This window comes from Agrococcus sp. TF02-05 (assembly GCF_017565345.1).
Taxonomy (GTDB): domain Bacteria; phylum Actinomycetota; class Actinomycetes; order Actinomycetales; family Microbacteriaceae; genus Agrococcus; species Agrococcus pavilionensis.
On record NZ_JAGEKO010000002.1, the window covers coordinates 23,191 to 45,990 of the forward strand.

General features: G+C 75.0%; 16 protein-coding genes and 1 tRNA gene. 7 read left to right on the top strand and 10 right to left on the bottom strand.

Annotated elements, in window-relative coordinates; translation table 11 throughout:
• The first annotated feature begins 57 nt into the window (after nucleotides 1-57).
• Entirely contained in the window at nucleotides 58-954 is an 897-nt protein-coding gene (locus JQT67_RS03055) for a hypothetical protein (protein WP_208063463.1), read from the top strand.
• Nucleotides 955-964: 10 nt separating this feature from the next.
• On the opposite strand, the gene JQT67_RS03060 is transcribed toward JQT67_RS03055, so the two are convergent.
• On the bottom strand, nucleotides 965-2,425 hold the full coding sequence (locus JQT67_RS03060; RefSeq protein WP_208063464.1) for a S1C family serine protease: 1,461 nt from the start codon (nucleotides 2,423-2,425) through the stop codon (nucleotides 965-967).
• A gap of 60 nt (nucleotides 2,426-2,485) precedes the next feature.
• On the opposite strand from JQT67_RS03060, the gene JQT67_RS03065 reads away from it, so the two are divergent.
• Nucleotides 2,486-3,709, top strand: a complete 1,224-nt coding sequence (locus JQT67_RS03065) for an aminotransferase class I/II-fold pyridoxal phosphate-dependent enzyme (RefSeq protein ID WP_021010190.1) — start codon at nucleotides 2,486-2,488, stop codon at nucleotides 3,707-3,709.
• A 19-nt stretch (nucleotides 3,710-3,728) separates the two neighbouring features.
• Here JQT67_RS03065 and JQT67_RS03070 read toward each other — a convergent pair whose 3' ends face one another.
• Nucleotides 3,729-4,529 carry a carbon-nitrogen hydrolase family protein gene (locus JQT67_RS03070; protein WP_208063465.1) on the bottom strand — a complete coding sequence of 267 codons (801 nt, stop codon included), beginning with the start codon at nucleotides 4,527-4,529 and terminating at the stop codon, nucleotides 3,729-3,731.
• An 84-nt stretch (nucleotides 4,530-4,613) separates the two neighbouring features.
• Here JQT67_RS03070 and JQT67_RS03075 point away from each other — a divergent pair, with 84 nt between their 5' ends.
• On the top strand, nucleotides 4,614-4,919 hold the full coding sequence (locus tag JQT67_RS03075) for a thiamine-binding protein (protein WP_208063466.1): 306 nt from the start codon (nucleotides 4,614-4,616) through the stop codon (nucleotides 4,917-4,919).
• Nucleotides 4,916-5,632, top strand: a complete 717-nt coding sequence (locus JQT67_RS03080; RefSeq protein WP_208063467.1) for an AIM24 family protein — start codon at nucleotides 4,916-4,918, stop codon at nucleotides 5,630-5,632. Before JQT67_RS03075 ends, JQT67_RS03080 begins: the two co-directional genes overlap by 4 nt.
• 3 nt (nucleotides 5,633-5,635) lie before the next feature.
• Here JQT67_RS03080 and JQT67_RS03085 read toward each other — a convergent pair whose 3' ends face one another.
• The 4 genes from JQT67_RS03085 to JQT67_RS13720 all read right to left on the bottom strand — a co-directional run bounded on the left by JQT67_RS03085 (nucleotide 5,636) and on the right by JQT67_RS13720 (nucleotide 10,682).
• Nucleotides 5,636-6,379, bottom strand: coding sequence for a class I SAM-dependent methyltransferase (locus tag JQT67_RS03085; protein ID WP_021010186.1), 744 nt, complete (start codon nucleotides 6,377-6,379; stop codon nucleotides 5,636-5,638).
• An 84-nt stretch (nucleotides 6,380-6,463) separates the two neighbouring features.
• Nucleotides 6,464-6,537, bottom strand: a tRNA-Met gene (locus tag JQT67_RS03090).
• A gap of 46 nt (nucleotides 6,538-6,583) precedes the next feature.
• The gene (locus JQT67_RS03095; protein WP_021010185.1) at nucleotides 6,584-9,541 is read right to left on the bottom strand and encodes a UPF0182 family protein; all 2,958 of its coding nucleotides are present in this window, start codon (nucleotides 9,539-9,541) and stop codon (nucleotides 6,584-6,586) included.
• 82 nt (nucleotides 9,542-9,623) lie between these two features.
• Nucleotides 9,624-10,682, bottom strand: a complete 1,059-nt coding sequence (locus JQT67_RS13720; RefSeq protein ID WP_307864183.1) for a S16 family serine protease — start codon at nucleotides 10,680-10,682, stop codon at nucleotides 9,624-9,626.
• Nucleotides 10,683-10,780: 98 nt separating this feature from the next.
• On the opposite strand from JQT67_RS13720, the gene JQT67_RS03105 reads away from it, so the two are divergent.
• Both JQT67_RS03105 and JQT67_RS03110 read left to right on the top strand, forming a co-directional pair.
• Nucleotides 10,781-12,133 (top strand): zinc-dependent metalloprotease, encoded by a 1,353-nt coding sequence (locus tag JQT67_RS03105; RefSeq protein WP_208063469.1) that lies wholly within the window; start codon nucleotides 10,781-10,783, stop codon nucleotides 12,131-12,133.
• 84 nt (nucleotides 12,134-12,217) lie between these two features.
• Nucleotides 12,218-12,934 (top strand): hypothetical protein, encoded by a 717-nt coding sequence (locus JQT67_RS03110; RefSeq protein ID WP_208063470.1) that lies wholly within the window; start codon nucleotides 12,218-12,220, stop codon nucleotides 12,932-12,934.
• Here the strand turns inward: JQT67_RS03110 and JQT67_RS03115 are convergent.
• Nucleotides 12,864-14,567 (bottom strand): ATP-dependent helicase, encoded by a 1,704-nt coding sequence (locus JQT67_RS03115; protein WP_208063471.1) that lies wholly within the window; start codon nucleotides 14,565-14,567, stop codon nucleotides 12,864-12,866. The two genes, JQT67_RS03110 and JQT67_RS03115, sit on opposite strands and share 71 nt — an antisense overlap.
• Nucleotides 14,564-15,457, bottom strand: a complete 894-nt coding sequence (gene nudC, locus JQT67_RS03120) for an NAD(+) diphosphatase (RefSeq protein WP_208063472.1) — start codon at nucleotides 15,455-15,457, stop codon at nucleotides 14,564-14,566. Before nudC ends, JQT67_RS03115 begins: the two co-directional genes overlap by 4 nt.
• 58 nt (nucleotides 15,458-15,515) lie before the next feature.
• Here nudC and JQT67_RS03125 point away from each other — a divergent pair, with 58 nt between their 5' ends.
• Complete coding sequence (locus JQT67_RS03125) at nucleotides 15,516-16,541, top strand: phosphotransferase (protein WP_208063473.1); 1,026 nt, start codon at nucleotides 15,516-15,518, stop codon at nucleotides 16,539-16,541.
• Here JQT67_RS03125 and JQT67_RS03130 read toward each other — a convergent pair.
• Nucleotides 16,527-19,682 (bottom strand): ATP-dependent DNA helicase, encoded by a 3,156-nt coding sequence (locus tag JQT67_RS03130; RefSeq protein WP_208063474.1) that lies wholly within the window; start codon nucleotides 19,680-19,682, stop codon nucleotides 16,527-16,529. The genes JQT67_RS03125 and JQT67_RS03130 overlap by 15 nt on opposite strands.
• Nucleotides 19,679-22,771 carry a UrvD/REP family ATP-dependent DNA helicase gene (locus JQT67_RS13725; protein WP_208063475.1) on the bottom strand — a complete coding sequence of 1,031 codons (3,093 nt, stop codon included), beginning with the start codon at nucleotides 22,769-22,771 and terminating at the stop codon, nucleotides 19,679-19,681. Before JQT67_RS13725 ends, JQT67_RS03130 begins: the two co-directional genes overlap by 4 nt.
• Nucleotides 22,772-22,800: the final 29 nt, after the last annotated feature.

The following is a 22,800-nucleotide window of genomic DNA, read 5'->3' on the forward strand; positions in this document are numbered from 1 at the left end:
TGCCGGGCAGGATGATGGATGCGTCGCGGCACGCGACGAGGACGACGAGGGGATGCCATGGACGAGCTCGATCGCGACGAGGAGATGGGCTGGCTCATCACGACGCTCGAGAACATCCTGGGCGTGCAGCGCCCGCTCGTCGTCGGCCACTTGCGCAACCTGCGCCGACGGCACCCCGACATGACGCCCGAGCAGATGATCGCCCGGCTCGAGAAGCAGTACCTCGCGACCGTCACGAGCGGCGGCGCGGCCGTCGGCGCGAGCGCCGTCGCGCCCGGCATCGGCACCGTCGCGGCGATCGGCCTCACCGCGGCAGAGACGGTCGTCTTCCTCGAGGCGAGCGCGTTCTTCGCGCAGGCCGTCGCCGAGGTGCACGGCATCGCGGTCGAGGACGAGCAGCGGGCGAAGGCGCTCGTGATGGGGCTCATGCTCGGCTCGGGCGGCAAGGCGCTCGTCAAGCGCGTCGCCGACCAGGCGCTCGGCCGCCGCGGCGGCGGCTCGGCGTTCTGGGGCCAGATGATCACGTCGTCGCTCCCGAGCGGCGCGATGGGGCAGGTCATCGACCTCATGCGCCGCGCGTTCCTGCGCCGCATGGCGCGCAACACGGGCGCGAGCATGGTCGGCCGCGCGATGCCGTTCGGCATCGGCGCCGTCATCGGCGGCGTCGGCAACAACATGCTCGGCCGCCAGGTCGTCAAGGCCTCGCGCGAGGCTTTCGGCCCGGCACCCGTCCGGCACCACGGCTTCCTCTCCCCCGCCGAGCGCGAGGAGCGCGTGAGCCTCGGCCGGCGCATCCGCGAGGCGCGCGAGATCGAGCGCGAGGGGCTCGGCGGCGGGCTGCGCCGGCTGCGCGAGCGCCGCGCGGCTGGCGGCACCGACGCTCCGGGCATCGGCCCGGGCGGCGACGCCCCCGGCACCGACGGCGACGGGGGCGCGAGCGCCGACGAGCGCTGAGGCCCGCCGGCTAGGGCAGCTCGCCGAGGGTGACCTCGACCTCGGCGCGCTCGCCTTCCCGGAGGTACTCGATCGTCACCGTCGCGCCCGCCGCGTGCGCGCGCACCTGGGCGGTCGCGTCGACGGCGTTCGTCACGGGCGCTCCCTCGATCGCGGTGATGACGTCGCCCGGCTGCAGGCCCGCGGCAGCGGCCGCGCCGCCGTCGGTGAGCTCCCGCAGCTGCCCGCCGACCGAGCCGATCGAGGCGTCGCGCACGTCGCTCACCGTCGCGCCGAGCAGCCCGTGCGTCGCCTCGCCGCGGTCGATGATCTCCTCGACGACGCGCTGCACGAGGCTCGACTCGATCGCGAAGCCGATGCCGATCGAGCCCGACGACTCGCCCTGCCCCATGCTCGCGATCGCGACGTTGACGCCGATGAGCTGGCCGGAGGCGTTGAGCAGCGCGCCGCCCGAGTTGCCCGGGTTGATCGACGCATCCGTCTGCACGACGGGGATCGAGATGTCCTCCTGCGCGGCCTGCGCGCCGTTCTCCTGCCAGAAGCCGAACGGCGACTGCTGCGAGTCCTGCGAGTCGTCGGGCGCGGCGCTCGAGGCGATCCGCAGCCCGCGATCGACGGCCGAGACGATGCCGTCGGTGACCGAGTTCGAGAGGCCGAGCGGCGCCCCGATCGCGATCGCGGTGTCGCCCACGCGCACGTCGTCGCTCGACGCGAACGTCACGACCGGCAGCTCGGCGTCGACCCGCAGCACCGCGAGGTCGACGACGGGGTCGGTGCCGACGATCTCGGCGGCGAGCAGCCGGCCGTCGCTCGTCTCGACCGTGATGGATGCGTCGGCCGACTGGCCGTCGAGCGTCACGACGTGGTTGTTGGTGACGATGTAGCCGCCGGGCGCGATCACGACGCCGGAGCCCTCGCCCGCGCCGGCGCGCGAGGCTGCCTGCACCGTCACGACGGAGGGGCCCGCGGCCGCGGCGACGTCGGCGATCGTGCCGGGATCGGAGACCGGCTCGGCGGCGACGCCGCCGCTCGGCGCCGATTGCGTCTGCGGGGAGGTCTGCTGCGCCGCGAGCGCGCCCCCGCCGAAGCCCGTCGCACCGCCGATGAGCGCGGCGCCGACGATCGCGCCGACGACGAGCCCCGTGCTGCGGCGACGCGCGGACGCCTGGGGGCTCGCGCCCGCAGGCTGCCCGTAGTGGGGCTGGGGGTCGCTCGAGCGACCGAAGGCCGAGGGTGCGGGCACCGAGGACGCGTAGGGAGCGGAGCCGAAGGGCGGCGCGACGTCGGGCGTCGATCCGTACGGCGCCGACGCGGGCGCGGCCTGCCCGCTCGGCTGGCCCGCGGCGGGGCTCTGCCACCGGGTCTCGTCCGCGGGTCGCGACCAGGGGTTCGGCACGTGGCCCTGGTGGCTCGCGGGATGCGGCGGCTCGTACGGGTTCGTCATGACCTCGACGATGCCACGCCAATCCATGCGGTTGCTAAGCACTCGCAATGTCGACCGTTCGCGGTGCGAAGCGAGTAGCGTCGAGGCATGGAGGTCGATCGCTCGCACCGAGCACCCTGGCAGCGCACGGCGGCGGGGGCGGGCCTGCTGGGAGCCGACGGGCGCCTCGCGCCGACGATCTTCGCCGAGATGACGGCGCTCGCGACCCGCACGGGAGCGCTCAACCTCGGCCAGGGCTTCCCCGACGAGGACGGCCCGCGCGCGGTGCTCGACGCCGCGAAGCACGCGATCGACCACGGCCGCAACCAGTACGGGCCGGGTCGCGGCGCCCCCGAGCTCATCGACGCGATCATCGAGCACCAGCGCCGCTTCTACGGCATCGGCCTCGGCCGCGGCGACGTGCTCATCACCGCGGGCGCGACCGAGGGCCTCGCCGCGACGATGCTCGCCTACCTCGAGCCGGGCGACGAGGTCGTCGTCTTCGAGCCCTACTACGACGCCTACGCGGCGGTCGCCGCGCTCGCGGGCGCCGTGCTCGTGCCCGTGCCGCTCACGGCCCCCGACTTCCAGCCCGACCCCGATCGGCTGCTGCGGGCGACGAGCCCGCGCACGCGCATGATCCTCGTGAACTCCCCGCACAACCCCACCGGCTCGGTCTTCAGCGAGGAGACCGTGCGGCACATCGTGCGGATCGCCGAGCGGCGCGACGCGCTCATCGTCACCGACGAGGTCTACGAGCACCTCGTCTACGACGAGCAGCACGTGCCGGTCGCGGCGTTCCAGGCCGCGCGCGAGCGGCTCGTCTCGATCTCCTCCGCGGGCAAGACGTTCTCGATCACCGGCTGGAAGGTCGGCTGGATCATGTCGACGCCCGAGCGGATCGCGCACATCACCGCGGTCAAGCAGTACCTCACGTTCGTCAACGGCGCGCCCTTCCAGCCCGCGGTCGCGGTCGGCCTGCGCCTCCCGGACGAGCACTTCCAGACGATCCGCGACTCCTTCTGCCGCAAGCGCGACATCCTCACGAGGGGCCTGCGGAAGGCGGGCTTCAAGGTCAACGACGCGATGGCGGGCTACTTCGTGCTTGCCGACGCCGCCCCGCTCGGCATCGACGACGCGAGCGCGCTCGCGCGGCGGCTGCCGGAGCTCGCGGGCGTCGTGGGCGTGCCGCTCTCGGCCTTCGCGCGGCCCTCGCGGCGCGACCTGCGCTCGACGATGCGCTTCGCCTTCTGCAAGTCCGACGACACGCTCCACCGGGCGGCCGAGCAGCTCGCGGCGCTCCGCGGCGTCGAGCTCGAGCCTGCGCGCTGACCGCCCGAGCGGCCGCGGCTCAGGCGATCCGGTAGCGCCGGTTCGCGAGCGAGGGGTTGCGCCGCCGCGTCGCTGCCGTCACGGCCGGGTCGATCGGAGCGATCGCGATCCCCTCCCCGTCGCCGAGCGCCGCGAGCGGGATGCCCATCGGGTCGACGATGAGCGAGCAGCCGACGCCGAGCGGGGGCGCTTGCCCCGCCGCGACGACGTGCACGGTCGACTCGATCGCGCGCGCGGTGACGAGCGTCGTCCAGTGCCGCTCCTTCTGCGGGCCGCGCACCCACTCCGCGGGCACGAGGACGACGTCGGCCCCCGCATCCACGAGCCGCCTCGTCGACTCCGGGAAGCGCAGGTCGTAGCACGTCTGGATGCCGATGCGCGTGCCGCGGAAGTCGACGACCGGCACCTGCGCGGGATCGCCGGGCGTCAGCCAGTCCGACTCGCTCGAGCCGAAGGCGTCGTAGAGGTGCACCTTGCGGTACGCGACCCTCAGGCCCGTCGCGTCGACGGCGACGACCGTGTTGCTCGGGCCGGCGTCGGTGCGCTCCACGAGGCCGGCCACGACGAGCGCGTCGTGCGCCGCGGCGCGCTCGGCGAGCATCGAGACGAAGGGCCCGTCGAGCGGCTCGGCGGCGTCGGGCGCGGTCTCGGCGAGCGTCGCGGAGCAGTGCTGCGCGTACTCGGGCAGCACGATGAGCTCCGCGCCGCGATCGGCCGCGCCGTCGATCCACGCGGCCGCCGCCGCGCGGTTCGCATCGACGTCCTCCGTCGCGGCGAGCTGCACCGCCGCCGCCATCAGCACCCCGGTCGCATCCGCCATGCCGACAGCCTACGGCGGGCCCGCGCGGCGCTGCTGGCGGTCGACGGCGGCGGGTGCGAGGATGCGACCGACGAAGGGAGCAGGATGCTCGTCGCATTCTCGATCGCACCCGGCACGGCCGGACCGGACGGCTCGGTGCACGACGCGGTCGCGGCCGCCGTGCGCGTCGTGCGCGCCAGCGGGCTGCCGCACCGCACCGACGCGATGTTCACGACGCTCGAGGGCGAGTGGGACGAGGTGATGGCGATCGTCAAGCGCGCGACCGACGCCGTGCTCGCGCTCTCGCCCCGCGCGTCCCTCGTCCTGAAGGCCGACATCCGACCCGGGTGGACGGGCGAGCTCGACGGCAAGGTCGATCGGCTCGAGCGAGCCCTCGAGGAGGACGCATGAGATCAGAGCTGTTCGCCGAGGCGAACCAGGAGGCCCAGTCGACCGAGCGCTGGGTCAAGCAGTCGAGCAAGATGCTGCGCATCAGCGTCTCGAACGGCGGCGACGTGCTCGCCGCGAAGGGCGCGATGGTCGCCTACCAGGGGCGCATGGAGTTCCAGCACGAGGGCGCCGGCGCGGCCCGCATGCTCAAGAAGCTCGTGACGGGCGAGGGCGCGCCGCTCATGCGCATCCGCGGCGAGGGCGAGGTGTTCCTCGCGCGCGACGCCGCGAACGTCTTCACCGTGCTGCTCGAGGGCGAGGGGCTCTCGGTGAGCGGGAAGAACCTGCTCGCCTTCGACCCCGACCTGCAGTGGGACATCAGGATGCTGCGCAGCGGCAACATCATGGCCGGTGGGCTCTTCAACGTCGAGATCGGCGGGCGCGGCACGATCGGCATCTCGTGCGAGGGCCAGCCGATGCTGCTCGACTGCTCGCGGCAGCCCACCTTCGTCGACCCGAACGCGGCGGTCTGCTGGTCGGCGAACCTGCAGCCGAGCGTCGTGAACAGCATGAACATGCGCTCGATGCTGCGCGGCGGCACGGGCGAGGCGTTCCAGCTCGCCTTCCACGGGCCGGGCTTCGTCGTCGTGCAGCCGAGCGAGGGCCGCCAGCAGCTCTCGGGCTCGAACGGCGGCGCCTCCTCCGGCGGAGGGCTCGGCAGCCTCTTCGAGTGACGCTCAGGCTCGCGTGCCGCGAGCCGCCCACGCGAGCGCCCGCACGTCGAACGGCGGCGCCGGCAGCAGCTCGCGGCAGCGATCGCGCACGCGCGCGCGATCGGCCGCGCCGAGCCGGGCGACGAGCTCCCCGACCGGCCCGACGCCGAGCTCGAAGGGCTCCCACCACTCGTCGATCGAGCCGATGCGCGCGGTCGCCTCGATCGGCGCCTCCACGACGTCGCGGAGCCCCGCGGCCTCGAGCAGCCGCGCGAGGTCGCCGCGCCGCGTGCCGACGCGCGGCGGCGGCGGCGCGAGGCCCGCCGTCTCGGCGGCCGCCGTCCAGAACGGCCCGAGCGGCCCGCGCTCGTGGTCCCAGACGCACGCGGCGACCGCGCCGCCGGGGCGCACGACCCGAGCCATCTCGGCGACGCCCGCCGACGCATCCGCCATGAAGTGCACGACGAGCTGCGCGAGCGCGGCGTCGAACGCCGCGTCGGCGAACGGCAGCGCCTCGGCGGCGCCCTCGAGCGCTCGGGCGCCCGGGTGGCGCTCGCGCACCGCGGCGACGAACGAGGGCGAGGGGTCGAGGGCCGTGACGGTCGCGCCGCGCGCGAGCAGCTCCTCGGTGAGCGCGCCGGGGCCGCTGCCGACGTCGAGGGCCTCCCCCGGCCCGGCGCCGGCGAAGTCGGCGAAGGCGCGCGCGAGCGGTCGCGAGTAGCGGCCCATGAAGCGGTCGTACGCGTCGGCCGAGACGGCGAAGCCCATGGCGGGACGCTACGCCGCCGGCCGGAGATGCAGAAGAGGCGCCCTCTCGGGCGCCTCTTCTCGTGCCGCAGTTCGCGGACTTCGTTGCGGGGACAGGATTTGAACCTGCGACCTCCGGGTTATGAGCCCGGCGAGCTACCGAGCTGCTCCACCCCGCGGCACAAGAAGAGACTCTATCAGCCGCGGGGCGGGAGGGCAAACCGGCTAGGGCGCGGCCGTCTCCTCCGTCGCCGGCTCCTCGGCAGGCGCCGACTCCTCGGGCGCGATCTCGGGCGCCTCGGTGCCCTCGATCTCGGCCGAGAGGTCGACCGCGCGCTGCACCGCCTCGTTGAGCCGCACCTCCGCCTCGGCGGCGGCGACGACGTCACCCTCCGCGTAGGCGGCCTGGCGCGCCTGGATCGCCGCGACGGCCTCCTGCAGCGCCGCGTCGAGCTGCGCCTGCAGGTCGGCGTCGGGTGCCTCGGCGCCGGGCTCCGCCGGCTCCTCGGTGCCGGGCTCGACGTCGGAGTCGCCCGCCTGGGCGCCCGAGTCGCCGCCGAAGAGCGCGTCGAGCGCCTCGTCGAGGGTGTCCTCGAAGGCGATGTCGTCGCCGAACGCCACGAGGATCTTCCGCAGCACCGGGAACGACGTCGCACCCGTCGAGCGCAGGTACACCGGCTGCACGTAGAGCAGGCCGCCGCCGACCGGGAGGGTCAGCAGGTTGCCGTTGATCACGTCGGACGCGCCCTGGCGCAGCAGGTTGAGCTCGCGGGAGACCTGGTCGTCGGTGTCGAAGGTGTTCTGCACCTGGCCGGGGCCCGGGATCGAGCGGTCCTTCGGCAGCATCTGCAGCGTCAGCTGCCCGTAGGTGTCGAGCCGCTCGCCCGCGGTGCCTCCCGCGTCGGCGTTGACCGACAGGTAGCCGTAGAGCACCTCGCGGCCGTCGCGCGGGATGAACGTCGAGTAGAGCGTGAACGCGGGGTCCTGCCCGTCGACCGACATCGTCAGGTAGTACGGGGGCTGCGGCGGCGCCTGCGTCTGCGCGCTCGACCACGTCGGGTCGGCCGGCGTCGCCCACTGGTCGTCGCCCGAGAAGAAGGTCGCCGGGTCGGTGACGTGGTAGTCGCCGAGGATGTTGCGCTGCAGCTTGAACATGTCGGCCGGGTAGCGCACGTGGCTCATGAGCTCGCCCGACATCTCGCTCATGGGGCGGATGGTGCCGGGGTAGATCTCCTGCCACGCCTGCAGGATCGGGTCCTCCGTGTCCCACGCGTACAGCGTGACCGAGCCGTCGTACGCATCCACCACGCCCTTGACCGAGTTGCGCATGTAGTTCACGACGTCGCCGGGCGTGAAGCCGGGGTTGGGGTTCGTGCTGTCGGCGATCGTCTGCGCGATCGAGCGGTGGGATGCGTAGGGGAACGACGACGAGGTCGTCATGCCGTCGACGATCCAGACGAGCCGCTCGTCGACGACCGCCGGGTAGGTGTCGCTGTCGAGCGTCAGGTACGGCGCGACCTCGCCGACCCGCTGGCGCGGGTCGCGGTCGTAGAGGATCTGCGACTCCTCGTTGACCGCGTCGGAGAGAATGATCTGCTCCGACTGGAACTTGAGCGCGTAGACGAGCCGGTTGAGGAAGCTGTCGAGCTTCGGGCCGCCGTCGCCCGCGAACGTCGTGTTCGCGTTGCCGCTGCCCTCCTCGGTCGAGCGCGGGTAGTCGAGCTCGAGGTTCGGGGAGCCCTCGGGGCCGCCGACGATCGAGTAGTCGGGCGTCGACTCGCCGAAGTAGACCCGCGGCTCGTAGTCGCCGAGCGCGCCGTCAGTCGGGATGCCCGCCTGCAGGAACACCGGCTGGCCCTCGGGGCCGCGCTGGTTGCCGTACGCGGCGACGACGCCGTAGCCGTGGGTGTAGACGATGTGGCGGTTGTACCAGCTGTCCTCGTCGAGGCCCGAGAGGTCGAGCTCGCGCACCGCGATGACGGTGTCGGTCGTCTGCCCGTCGATCTCGTAGCGGTCGACGTCGAGCTGCTCGGGGAAGCCGTAGTACTGGCGGTACTCCTGCAGGTTCGCGAACGCGTCGGTGACGAGCGCGGGGTCGATGATGCGGATGTTCGCGGTCGTCTCCGCGTCCTCGCGCAGCGCGCCGGGCTCGGCGTCGGTGCGCGCGTCGGAGGGCGCCTCGACCATCTCGTCGACGCCCCACGCGGCGCGCGTCGCGTCGATGTTGCGCTGGATGTACTCGGCCTCGAGCGTCCGCGCGCTCGGGTCGACCTGGAAGCGCTGCACGATCGCGGGGTAGGCGACCCCGACGACGAGCGACGACGCGATGAGCAGCGCCGTGCCGACGATCGCGATGCGCCAGCGGCCGATGATCGCGGTGACGATGAAGAACACCGCGACGAGCCCGGCGATGCCGGCCATGATCTGCGCGCCGGGGATCGACGCGTTGACCTCGGTGTAGCCGGCGCCTGCCTCGAGGAAGCCCTGCGCGGGCATCGAGAGCGAGGCGTACTGGCCGAGCCAGATCGAGACGCCGAGCGCGAGCATGTAGAGCGCGCCCGTGACCGCGAGCTGGATGCGCGCGGAGCGCGAGATGCGGAACTCGCGGCCGGTGACGCGGATCGCGCCGTAGAGGTAGGAGGTCGCGAGCGCGGCGACGAGGCAGATGAACAGCACCGCGAGCGCGAAGCCGACGATCGACTGGTAGAAGGGCAGCTCGAAGACGTAGAAGCCGATGTCGAAGCCGAACTGCGGGTCGGCCTCCCCGAAGGGCTTGCGGTGCAGCCACAGCTGGGCCGTCTCCCACTGCGATGCGGAGGCGATGCCCGCGAAGAGGCCGAGCACCGCGGGCGCGGCCCACATGCCCACGCGGCGCAGCGGCTCGACGAGCTCCTGGTAGCGGTCGAGCTGCGAGCTCAGCTGCGCGTAGACGGGCCGCGAGCGGAAGGCGATCTGCACGCTGAGCGCGAGCGGCACCGCCATGCCGAGGAAGCCGATGAGGAACATCACGAGCATCGAGAGCCAGCGCGTCTGCAGCACCTGCAGGAAGCCGAGCTGGTCGAACCACAGGATGTCGGCGTAGAAGCCGGAGAAGAGCACGAACGCTCCGAGGATCGCGGCGACCACGATCACCGTGATCAGCAGCGGCGATGGCCGCCTGCCGCTCGGCGCGGTCGTCGGCATGGGTCGATCGGCGTTGGCAGACACGTCGGGATGCTCCAAAGAGGGGGCTCGGCGGGCGGTGCCGCCATGCTATCGGCCGCGCCTATGAGCCGGGCACGGCCTCGCACGTCGGGAGCGCGCCCGCGTCGCCCTGCTCGGCGACGGTCTCGATCGCGGTGACGGCCTCGTCGAGCGTCGAGACGGCGAAGACCGTGAGCCCCTCCGGTACGTGGCCCACGACCTCCGCGCAGTTCGCGGCCGGGGCGAGGAAGTGCGTCGCGCCCGCGTCGACCGCGCCGTGCATCTTCTGCACGATGCCGCCGATCGCGCCGACCTCGCCGAGCGCGGCGATCGTGCCGGTGCCCGCCCAGCTCGTGCCGGCGGTCATCGCGCCGGGGGTGAGCTCGTCGACGATCCCGAGCGCGAACATCATGCCCGCGCTCGGCCCGCCGACGTTCGGCAGCTCGATGTCGACCTCGAAGGGGAACGCGAACTCGTTCGCGGGGTAGATCCCGACGATGCGCTGCTCCCCCTCCATCGCGGGCATCACCTCGACCGTGAGCGGCTCGCCGTCGCGCTCGATCTCGAACGTCGACGCGCCCTCGGCGGCGGCGATGGATGCGCGGATGGAGTAGACGTCGTAGGCGGTGTCGCCGTTGACGCGCAGGATCCGGTCGTCCTCCTGGAGGATCCCCTCCGCGGGCGAGCCCTCGATGACGCCCGCGACGCGCACGTCGCTCTCGACCGGCTCGCCGAGGTGCAGCAGCGCGGCGGCGACCGCGGCCGATTGCGAGTTGCGCATCTCGATCCGGCCGGCCTCGTTCTGGTCCTCCACCGAGACGGACGGCGGGAACGCGGCCTCCATCGGGATGATGGCGCGCGACGGGTCGACGTACGCGCGCGCGACGTCGACCCACGTGAGCGGCCGCTCGGGGTTGCCGAGCAGCGAGACCGTGAGCAGCCGCAGCTCGCCCTCGGTCGGGAACGTCTCGGCACCCTCGATCTCGATGAGCTCGCCGGCGTCGGTCGCGCCGAGCGTGTCGAACGTCGGGCCGGGCACCTCGACGACGTAGGGCGAGGGCACGAACGCGAGCGAGAGCGACGCGAGGCCCGTCACCCCGAGCGCGGCCCAGCCGGCGCGGCGCACGCGGCGCGGGCGCACGTCCGGGAAGCGGGGCTGAGCCCGGTGTTCGCGGACGGCGGATGGCTGGATGGGCGGATACCCGGCGGGCTCGGACATGCTGGGGCTAGCGTAGTCGCATGCCTGAGGAGCCCGAGGACCGCCGCCCCGAGGACGAGCTGCGGGAGATGCTCCAGCAGTTCCTCTCCGGCCAGGGGCCCATCGATCCGTCGCGCCTCGCCGGCGCCGCCGGCATGCCGAGCGACCCGGCGCAGCTGCACGCGCTCATGGCGCAGCTGCAGGCCGCGCTCGCCCGCACCGACGACGGCATCGACTGGTCGGCCGCGCAGCGGCAGGCCGCCGCGGTCGTGCAGCGCGACCCCGGCTCGGTGACGACCGCCGAGCGCGACGCCGTGCGGCAGGCCGCCGACCTCGCGGCGCTCTGGCTGAGCGAGACGACCGAGATCGGCGCCGCCGCCGGCTCGCTCACGCTCCTCTCGCGCCAGCAGTGGGTCGACGCGACGATCCCTGTGTGGCAGGAGATGAGCGAGCCGGTCGCGAACAGCATCGCGAACGCGCTCACGAGCGCGATGCAGGAGCACGCGCCCGAGGAGGCGCAGGAGATGCTCGCGGGCGCCGAGCGCATCCTCCGCAACGTCGGCGGCACGATGTTCGCGATGCAGCTCGGCAACGTCGTCGGGCAGCTCGCGAGCGAGACGATCGCGGGCGGCGACTTCGGGTTCCCGCTGCTCGAGGACACCGCGGCGCTCCTGCCCGTCAACCTGCGCTCGGCCGCCGAGGGCCTCGAGATCCCCGAGGATCAGGTGCGCATCTGGATGGCTGCGCGCGAGCTCGCGCACGCGCGCCTGTTCCACCACGCCCGCTGGCTGCGCCTGCACGTGCTCTCCTCCGTGCGGGAGTACGCCGAGGGCATCCGCATCGACGTCGAGCGGCTCGAGGAGCTCGCCGAGTCGTTCGACCCCTCGAGTCCCGAGCAGCTGCGCGAGGCGCTCGGCAGCGGCGCGCTCATCCCGCCGAAGACGCCCGAGCAGGTCGAGGCGCTCGCGCGGCTCGAGACGACGATCGCGCTCATCGACGGCTGGGTCGACGCCGTGACCGAGGCGGCCACCGCGCGCCTGCCCAAGCGCGACGCGATCGCCGAGACCGTGCGCCGTCGGCGCGCGACGGGCGGGCCGGCCGAGAAGGCCTTCGGCACGCTCGTCGGCCTCGAGATCCGCCCGCGGCGCCTGCGCGAGGCGGCCGCCTTCTGGCACGCCGTGACGGATGCGGTGGGCCCCGAGGTGCGCGACTCCCTGTGGGACCAGCCCGACCTCATGCCGGGCTCGGCCGACATCGACGACCCCTCGCGCGTCATCGCGCGGCTCCGCGGCGTCGGCGAGCTCGACGAGATGGACCTCGCGCTGCAGGAGCTGCTCGACGACGCGGAGCGGGGCACCGGCGAGGACGAGGCAGGCGGCGCGGAGCAGCGCTGAAGCGGGGCCCGAGACGGGCGCCCGCGCCGGGCCGGCTGTGGACAGCCGCCGACGCGCCCGGCCGCGCTGGCGCACCATGCCGCCATGCTCCGCCTCGACCCGCACCTCGCCGTCTTCCGCAGCGCCCCCGACCGCGTGACGGTCGGCGGGCAGCAGCCCGTCGCCGAGCTGCCGGCCGACGACGCGACGCTCCGCGGCCTCGCGCTCCTCACGCGCGGGGTCGTGCGCCGCGAGCTCGAGCACGTGCTCGGCGACGACGCGGCCGCGGCGCTGCTCGAGGCGCTCGCACCCGCGCTCGACCCGCTGCCGCCCGCCGTCCCGACGCTCGTGCGCGGACGCATCCCCTTCGCCCTCGAGCTGCATCGCGCGCTCGATCGCGCGGGGCACCGCGCCGGGCCCTCGGCCGGCGACGACCCGCTCGTGCTGCCGGTCTCGCCGTGGCGGCTGCCCCACCGCGAGCGCGACCGGCTCGTGGAGTCGGGCACCGCGCACCTGCCGGTCACCGTCGGCGACGCGTGGGTGCAGATCGGCCCGTTCGTGCCCGCGGGCGCGGGCTGCGTCGAGTGCGCGGTCGACGACGAGTCGCTCGTGCCGGCGCACCTCGCGCCGGTGCCGAGCGCGATCGCCGCGGCGCAAGCGGTCGCGACGGTGCTCGGGGCGCTCCGCCGCCTCGGTGACGACGAGCTCCCCGCGGGCTGGGGCGCGCGGGTGCGCCAGCGCGACGGCGCGGTCAGCGCGCTCCGGCGCGCGCGGCGGGCCTGCCGGCACCGATCTCCGCGAGGAATCGCGACGGCTGCCTGACCGCGTGGCCCGAGCTGCGCGCCCACGTGAGCGAGAGCGAGCGCTGCGCGCGCGTGATGGCGACGTAGAGCAGCCGCCGCTCCTCGTCGATCTCGGCGAGCGAGGTCGCGTGCGAGATGGGCAGCAGCCCCTCGGCGAGCCCGCACACGTGCACGTGCTGCCACTCGAGGCCCTTCGCGGCGTGGATCGTCGCGATCGTGACGGCCGCGACGGTCGGCTCGTGCTCGGTCGCCGCCCGGCGCTGGAGGTCGAGCGCGAAGCCCGGCAGGTCGGTGCCGCCCGTCTCCTCCGCGAGCGTCACGAGCGCGTGCAGCGCATCCCACTGCGCCCGCTCCTCGCCGTGGCTCGACGGCGGCTCGGCACGGTACCCGAGCCCCATGACGACGTCGGTCACCGCCTGGAAGAGCGGCCGCCCGTCGGCGGGGGCGCTGCGCAGCATCAGGAGCGCGCGCTTGACCACGGGGAGCTCGAAGAAGCGCACCGAGCCGCGCACGGTCGACGAGATGCCGGCCGCGGCGAGCGCCTGCTCGATGATCCCGGACTGGGCGTGGAAGCGCGTGAGCACCGCGATCTGGCCGGGATCGGCACCCGCGGCGACCTGCGCGCGCACGGCCGCGGCGATCGCGGCGGCCTCCGCGGAGTCGCTCGCGTGCTCGGTGACGCTCGGCTCGAGCCCGTGCTCCCCCGAGGCGGCCTCGAGCGTGAGCGCGTCGCGGCCGCGCATGAGCCGGTTCGCGAGCCCGACGATCGCTCCCGTCGAGCGGTAGGAGCGCTCGAGCCGCACGAGCTCGGCGTCGGGGTGCTCGTGCAGGAAGCGCTGCAGCCCCGCGGGGTCGGCGCCCGCGAACGAGTAGATCGTCTGGCTCGGGTCGCCGACGACGCACACGTCGCGGCGGTCGCCGAGCCAGGCGGCGAGCAGCTGCTGCTGCATCGGCGAGACGTCCTGGTACTCGTCGACCGTGAAGTGGCGGTAGCGCGAGCGCACCTCGTCGGCGACGACGGGCTCGCGCTCGAGCATGCCGGTCGTGGCGAGCAGCACGTCCTCGAAGTCGATCTGGCGGCGCTCGTCCTTCACCCGCTCGTACGCCATGTGGAGGTCGATCATCGCCTCGGGGGTCAGGCCCGTCGGCAGCGGGCGCACGCGCGCCTGGACGCCGTAGTCCTCCATGGTCATCGCCTGCGACTTGCGCCACTCGATCTCGCCCGCCGCGTCGCGCAGCTGCGCGGTCGGCAGCCGCAGCCGCAGCTGCGCGGCCGCGTCGGCGAGCGTCGACGCCTTCTGCGGCAGCAGCTGCGGCATGCGCGAGCCCGTCACGCGCGGCCAGAAGTGCGACAGCTGCGCGAGCGCCGCGGCGTGGAAGGTGCGTGCCTGCACGCCGCCCGCCCCGAGCCGCGCGAGCCGCGTGCGCATCTCCCCCGCCGCCCGGCTCGTGAAGGTGAGCGCGAGCGACGCGTGCTCGACCTGCTCCCCGGTCGCGACGCCGTAGGCGATGCGGTGCGTGATCGCGCGCGTCTTGCCGGTGCCGGCGCCGGCGAGGATCGCGACCGGGCCGCCGAGCGTCGTCGCGGCGAGCCGCTGCTGCTCGTCGAGCCCGGCGAGGATCCGGTCGGCGTCGGGCTTCGGCGCGCTCATCGCCCCAGCCACGCGTCGATGATCCAGGCCGCGATCGACGTCGGGCCAGGCAGCTGCACGACGCCCGAGCGCAGCTCCTCGCGCGTGAACCAGCGCACGTCGAGGATCTCGACGCCGTCGGGCACGATCGCGTCGGGCTCGGCCGCGACGCACTCGAAGCCGATCATGAGGCTCCGCGGGAACGGCCACGGCTGCGAGCCGAGGTAGCGCACGCCGGCGACGGCGAGGCCCGTCTCCTCGCGGACCTCGCGGACGACCGCCGCCTCGAGCGACTCGCCCGGGTCGACGAAGCCGGCGATGAGCGAGTAGCGGCCCTCGGGCCACGCGGCGTTGTGGCCGAGCAGGATGCGCTCGTCGGATGCGTCGTGGATGGCGACGATGACCGCCGGGTCGGTGCGGGGGAAGTGCGCGCCGCCGCTCGCGTCGCGCCGCACCCAGCCCGACTCCTCGAAGCTCGCCGCCGAGCCGTCGACCGGGCTGTGGTGGCTCTCGCGCTGCCAGACGCCGAGCGCGACCGCCTGCACGAACGCTCCGGCATCGGCGTCGTCGAGCTCGGCGCCCACCTCGCGGAGCGACCGCCACTGCGCTCCCTCGACCTCGAACGGCTCCGCGACGAGCATGCTCAGCACGACGCCGCCGGGGGCGCCGTCGCGAGCGGGAGCGCGGCCGAGCCAGCTGAGCGGCACGCGCGGCTCGACGTGCCGCGCGGTCGCGGGCAGCTCGTCCGGGCGCAGCCGCACGAGCGCGCCGTCGCGCACGGGTGCGCGGTCGCCGGCGACCGCGATGACGCGCGTCGAGGGCTGCTCGAGCGCGCGCGCGACGGCATCGGCGCCGAGCCGCCCGGCGTGGTCTCGGTCGAGCGCCGAGCGGGCGAGCGGGGGAACCTGCACGTCACCTCCGTCGCGTGGCGCGGTCTCCCCCGGTCGAGGTCGGCCTAGCCTGGCATCCATGAGCACGAACCCCTTCACCCTATCCGCGCTCGCCACGACGGCCGTGCCCGGGCTCGACATCGTGGGGGCGACGGAGGACGGCTCCGACGAGCACCGCTCGGTGGTCGCCGCCCGCCTCGCCGACGGCGAGACGGTGCAGGTCGTGCTGCCCCGATCCGTCGCGGCGCTGACGGCGGCGGAGGCGCACGCCGCCGGGCTCGCCGCGCTCACGCTCGCGACGCGCTCGCGGCTGCCGTTCGTCGTGCCGACGGTGCTCGGCACGACGGCCGCGGGCAGGTCGACCCTCTTCGTGCTCTCTCGCCTCGGCGGCGAGCCCATGCGGCTCGCCGACGTCTCCCCCGCGCGGCCGGGGCTGTCGACGAGCGTCGGCGAGGCGATCGCCGCGATCCACGAGCTGCCCACCTCGGTCGCCGCCGACGCGGGGCTCCCGCACGAGAGCGCGATGACGCTCCGCCAGCACCTGCTCGCGACCTTCGACCGCGCGGCCGCGACGGGATCGGTGCCGGCGCCGCTGCTCGAGCGCTGGGAGGGCGCGCTCGGCGACGACCGGCTGTGGCAGTTCAAGCCCACGCTCGTGCACGGCGACCTGCAGGCGCCCGCGTTCCGCATCGAGGGCGCGCGGGTCGTCGGCATCGACGGCTGGCACGCGCTCTCGGTCGGCGACCCGGCGCGCGACCTCGCCTTCCTGCTGGGCTCGAGCGAGTTCGGCAGCGTCGACGACGCCTTCGAGGCGCACGCCGCCGCGCGCGGCGCCGGCGACCGGCACGTGCGGCAGCGCGCGATGCTGCACGCGGAGCTCGACATCGCCCGCTGGCTGCTGCACGGCGTCGAGCGCGGCGATCAGTCGATCGTCGACGACGCGAAGCGCATGCTCGCCGGGCTGCTCGCGCGCGTCGACCGCGATCCCACCGCGGCGATCGCGCCCGAGCGGCTCGAGACGATGGACCTCACGGGCGTGCAGGAGTACCTCGGCGAGCAGGCCCAGCCCGAGGCGACCGAGCCCGGCGGTTCAGCCGAGCGCTGACGCCTCGGCGACCGCCTGCTGCGCCCGCAGCCAGCGCGCCTCGAGCTCGGCGAGCGACTCGATGCGCTCGGGGCGCACGATCCGGTCGTGCTCGACGAAGTACAGCTCCGCATCCACGAGGTCAGGATCGAGCCCCGCGTGCGCCGCGTACGCGGCGCGGTAGAGCGCGAGCTGCAGCTGCCGGGCCTCGAGGTCGGCCTCGCCCGACGGCAGGCGGCCGGTCTTCCAGTCGACGACCGTCGCGCGCTCGCCGTCGCGGTAGACGGCGTCGATCTTGCAGACGACGGTCGTGCCCGCGAGCGGCAGGTGGATCTCGAGCTCGGTCTCGGCGGGGCGGCGGTCGCCGTAGGGCGAGAGGAGGAACGTCTGCTTGAGCCGCTCGAGCCGCTCGGCGTCGATGCCGACGAGCTCGTCGTCGAGCGGCGCGTCGTCGACCGCGTCGCCGAGGCTCACGGCGCTGCCGCGGCGCTCGACCCAGCCGTGGAAGAGCGTGCCGAGCCGCGTCGCCGCGAACGGCTCCTGCGGCATGGGCCGCGCGATCGCCCGCGCGACGGCGACCGGGTCGGCCGCCCAGTCCTTGAACCCGGATGCGGCGATGCGGCTCGGGAGCGAGAGCCCGGCCTGGCCGCGGTCGGCGAGCAGGAGCTCGATCGCGTCGTCCCAGGGGGTCTCGGCCGACGCATCCGCCGCCTCGACGCGCGCCGCGGCCGCCTCGACCGCCTCGCGACGGCGACCGAGCGGGTCGACGGGCCACGCGAGCGAGGGGCTGCGGTCGCCGAGCGGGTTCTCGGCACCGCGCTCCGGCGCCTCGAGCAGCTCGGCGCCCATCGCGCCCGCGGCGATCTCGAGCAGCCGCTTGGGCGCCGCGGGCGTCTTCGCCATGCCGTACCACTGCGCGCCCGAGAGCCACAGCGCGCGCCGCGCGCGCGTGACGCCGACGTAGGCGAGGCGGTCCTCCTCCGACTGGTAGTGGTCCCACAGCTCCTCGAGGAAGCGCTCGCGCGCGAGCGCGTACTCGTGCTGCGTCGCGTGCCCCTCCCACTCGAGCCGCGGCAGCAGCGACGCGTCGCCGCGCAGCGGGTAGGGCAGCGTCGCGTGCGTGAGCCAGCCGAGCGGCCGGTCGTCGCCCTTCGCGGCCGCGAGCCGCGGGAGCGCGACGACGTCCCACTCGAGGCCCTTCGACGCGTGCATCGTGAGCACCTGCACCCAGCCGGGCTCGGCCTCGGGCTCGGGCACGTCGGGGCCGCGGCCCGCCTCGAGCACGTCGAGGTACGCGAGGAAGGCCTCGAGCGAGCCGCGCTCGTCGGCCGCGGCGAACGCCTGCACCTCGCGCGCGAAGGCGTCGAGCGCGCCGTGCGCGTGGTGGCGCTTCGCGGCGACCTCGATGTCGAGCCGGAGGGCGTGCTCGACGCTGCGCACGAGCTCGGGCAGCGGCATGCCGGCGCGGCGGCGCAGCTCGCGCAGCAGCGCGCCGGCGTCGCGCATGCGCGCGAGCCCCTCCGCCGTCGCGCCCTCGAGCCGCGGCGAGTCGACGAGCGCGTCGAGCGCGTCGACGATCGAGACGCTCGCCTCGACCGCGATCGCGCCGCGGTCGGCGCTGCGCTGCTCGGGGCTCAGCCCCGCCTTCGCGAGCATCGACGCGTGCCGCTGGAGCGCGGCGAGGTCGGCGACGCCGATGCGCCAGCGGCTGCCGGCGAGCAGCCGCACGAGGCTCGAGCCCTCCTCGGGCCGGCCGAGCACGCGCAGCGCCGCGACGAGGTCGACGACCTCGGGCTCGTCGAGCAGTCCGCCGCCGCCGGAGCGAAAGACGCGGATGCCCTCCGCCCGCAGGGCGCGCGTGAGCTCGACGCCTTGCGAGTGCGAGCGCACGAGCACGGCGGCGGTCGTCTCGGAGCCCGCGACGCCCGCACCGTGCGAGCGCAGCCACGCGGCGAGCTCGCGCGACTCGTCCTCGATCGTCGGCAGGTGCCGCACCGCGACGTCGCCCGGGCCCGCGCCCTCCCGCGGCTCGAGCCGCTTGACGGGCACGCCGGGCTGCTCGGGCAGCCGGCTCGCGACGGCGTGCGCGAGCGAGAGCACCTCGGCGTCGTTGCGCCAGCTCGTCGAGAGCGTGAGCGTGCGCTCGACCCGGAAGCGCTGCGCGAAGAGCGCGAGCGTGCCGGCGCTCGCGCCGCGGAAGCCGTAGATGGCCTGGTTCGGGTCGCCGACGGCCATGACGGGCGAGCCGTCGAAGAGCGCGTGGATGAGCTGGAGCTGCAGCACCGAGGTGTCCTGGAACTCGTCGAGCAGCACCGCGCGGTGCCGGGCGCGCAGCTCGGTCACCGCGCCCTCGTGCGCGTCGATCGCGTCGATCGCGAGCCGCACCTGGTCGCTGAACTGCACGGCGCTGCGCCGGCGCTTCGCCTCGTCGAACGCGTCGACGAGGTCGGCGAGCGGGTCGAGGCTTCCGACGCGCTCGACGTCCTGCGCGATCGCCTTCGCGTGCGCCGCCTTGAACAGCTTCGGCTCCTCGGCGGTCGGGAGCGCCTGCAGGGCGCGGAACCGCTCGGGGTAGCGGCCGCGGCGCAGCCGCTCGGTCGAGACGCGGTGGTCGCCGAGCGTGCCCGCGAGCTGCACGACGCGCTCGGCGACGGTCTCGGCGCGGCCGAGCGAGGCGAGCCGCAGGTCGTCGGAGGCGCGCGCGACGCGGAGCGCGAGCAGGAACGCGGCCGGGTCGGTGAGCACCTCCGACTCGGGGTCGCGGCCGATGAGCAGCGCCCACTCGCGGAAGAGCGAGCTCGCGAACGAGTTGTAGGTCTGCACGACGGGGCGGCGGGTCGCGGCGACCTCGGGGTCGACGAGGCCCGCCCTGGCGAGCAGCGCGAGCTCCTTCGTCAGCCGCTCGGCGAGCTCGCGCGCCGCCTTCCGCGTGAACGTGAGGCCGAGCACCTCGTCGGGCGCGACGCGGCCGTTCGCGACGAGCCACAGCACGCGCTGCGCCATCGTGTGCGTCTTGCCGCTGCCCGCGCCCGCGACGACGAGCGTCGGCGCTTCGGGCGCAGCGATGACGGCCGACTGCTCGGGCGTCGGTCGCTGCCCGGGCTTCCCGCTCGCCGCGGCGAGTGCGTCGGAGAGCTCCTCTGGGGTGATCTCGCGGGTCACTCGGTCACCTCCGGGATGACGTGGATGGCGCACTGGCCGAAGCTGTAGTCGTCGTTGCAGTGCAGCTCGGGCCGGGCGGTGAAGACCGCGCCGCCCATGGTCTCGATCGCTGTCCGCAAGTGCTCGTGGAACGCATCCGCCACCTCGTCGAAGGGCTCGGAGTCGATCGTCTTGTCCTTGCGGGCGAGCTTGGGCATCACGAGCCGCGCAGAGGTCTGCGCGCCCGCCTCGATGCCCTCGACGCCGCCGAGCGCGACCGCGAGCTGGTAGGCGCGCAGCTGCAGGTTGCCGAGGCCCTCGACAGCCTTCGGCACGCGCTTGCCGGTCTTGAGGTCGACGATGCGCACCTCGCCGCTCGGCCCGTGCTCGAGCCAGTCGATCGCGCCCGAGAGCACGGCGCCGCCGACCTCGACCTCGAAGCGCGCCTCGCGCTCGTCGCGCTCGATCCGCCAGCCCGAGCCGCGCAGCACCTGGAAGTAGTTCGCGAGGGCCGAGGCCATCGGCACGACCTCGGCGCGCTGCTGCGCGGCCTCCCACGCGGAGGGGTGGTCGAGCTCGGCGAAGCGCGCGTCGACGGCCGCCTCGATCGCCGCGGCGTCGGTCGCGTCGACGTGCTCGACCGCGTCGTGCACGATCGTGCCGAGCGCGGCGGCGCGGTTCGACGTGCCGCCGGCGAGCCGGCCGATGACCCACGAGAGCTCGCACTCGACGAGCCCTTGGAGCGCCGAGGGGCTCACGCGCACCTGCTCGCTCGCGTCGAGCCGCTCGGTCGTCGTGACGGGCGCGAGCCCCGCCCACTCGCGCGGGTCGGCGCCCGGCACGCCCGCATCGGCGAGCCGGCGCAGCGCGCTCGCGGCCGCATCGGCATCGTGCCGCTGGTCGACGACCCGCCGGCGGAGGCTCGCGACGAGCGAGCGCAGCGAGTGCCAGCTGTCGTCGGCGCCGGGCGTCGGCTCCGGGTCGACCGTCAGCACGAAGGGCGAGGGCTGCTCGTCGTCGCTCGCGACCGCGGTGAGGAGCACGGCCGAGCGCGCGGTCGAGACGGTCTTGACGAAGGTGCGCAGCTCGTCGTGCAGCACGCCGGCGCGCGCGTCCTCCGTCGGCTCCCCGTCGAGCCGGTTCGCGCCGAGCAGCGATCCGCGCGGCCGCAGGTTCGGCCACACGCCGTCCTGCAGGCCCGCAACGATGACGGTGTCGAGCTCGCGCCCGACGAACTGGCCCGGCGTGCCGATCGCGACGCGGGCGCCCTCGGCGCGCGCGGCGAGCGAGTCGTCGTCGACGCTCGAGGCGAGCCACGCGTCGACGAACGCGCCGGTGTCGGCGTCGGGCCGGCGCTCGATGAGTCGCGCGACCTGGTCGAAGAGCGCGACGACCGCGTCGAGCCGCCGGTTGGCGAGCGCGCGCTCGACGCCCGCGCCGCCGAGCGCCGTGCGCCGCAAGCCCTCGGCGACGCCCGCGGCGCTCCAGACGGCCCACAGCACCCGGTCGGCGCCGGCCGGGTCGTCGGCGGTCAGGAGCGCGCGAGCGTCGGCGAGCATGCGCACGAGGCGGCGCGCGGCGGCGGCGCCCTGCCGCGCGCCCGCGAGGCCCTCGAGCTGCTCGGGATCGGCGATCGCGGCGCGCACGAGCTCGGCGCCCGCGACGTGCACGGAGCCGCCCTCGGCGACGACGCGGTGCCGGAGCGCGCGCTTGAGCCGCCGCACCGCGAGCGCGTCGAGGCCGAGCAGGTCGCTGCGCAGCAGATCCTCGGCGAGCTGGGCGTCGAGCTCGCGGCGCCCGGTCGCGACCGCGAGCACGCTCACGAGCGCGTCGACGACCTCGGTCTCGCGCAGCCGCGTCGGCCCACCCGAGGCGACCGGCACCTCGAGCGCCGAGAGCAGCGAGCCGAGCTCGGCGGCCGAGCGCCCGGTGCGGGCGATGATGGCGATGTCGTCGAACGCGACGCCGCGGGCGCGGCGCTCGTGGATGAGCCGCGCGATCCGACGGGCCTGCTCGTCGAGCGATTGCGCGAGGTGCAGCTCGAGCACGTCCTCCGCGCTCGATCCGCCCGCGGCCGCGCGCCGGTGCGCGCCCGCGCCCGCCGTGCCGATGCCCTCGGCGGCCTTCGCGAGGAACGCGCGCACGCGCGCGCCGTGGCGGTGGTCGACCGCGAGCTCGAGCCGGTGGCCGGGCTCGCTCGCGAAGCGGAGCCTCGTCGGCAGCGCCGCGAGCAGCGCGGGGTCGGCGCCGCGGAAGCCGCCCGTCGTCGTGTCGGGGTCGCCGAACGCCACGACCGTCGCGCCGCGCGCGCGGAGCGCCTCGAGCACGACGACCGCGCCCTCGGTGAGCTCCTGCGCGTCGTCGACGAGCACGAGGCTCGGCAGCGGCACCTCGGTCTCGGCGATCGCGCTCGCCGCGCGCCGCAGGAGCGACGCGGCCGTCATCGCCTCGGCGCCGCGCCGCTCGAGCCGCTGGAGCCGCTCGAACTCGTCGAGGAACTGCGCAGCGGCGGCCCACTCGGGCACCGCGCGCTCGGCCGCGAGCGCGGAGAGCGTCGACGCATCCCACCCCCGCTCCTGCACCGCGGCGAGCAGCTCGCGCAGCTCGGCCCGGAACCCCGCCTGCTCGCGCACCTCGGCGTGCAGGTGCTCGGGCCACTCGGGGCCGCTCGGCGCGCCCGCCGCCGCGTCGTCGACGTGGCCGGCGAGCATCGCGGCGATGATGCGGTCCTGCTCGGCACCCGAGAGCAGCTGCGGCACGGGCCGCTCGTCGGCGAGCGCCGCGGCCGTGAGGAGCGCGTGCGCGAACGACGGCATCGAGCGCGCGAGCGGGCCCGGGGTGACGATCGCGGTGCGGTGCGCGAGCCGGTCGCGGAGCGCCGTCGCGGCTTGCCGCGAGCCGGCGATGACGAGCAGCCGCGCGGGGTCGAGGCCGCGCGCGAGGCGGTCGGCCGCGAGCTCGACGAGCGTCGTCGTCTTGCCGGAGCCGGCGACGCCGAGCACGATCGCGGATGCGTCGTCGGGCCGCTCGAGCACGGCGCGCTGCGACGCGTCGAGCTGCGCGGCGAGCGCCCGCTCGGGGGCGTCGAGGGTGAGGCTTCGCTCTGGCACGCGCCCACGGTATCGACGGCCGCCGACAC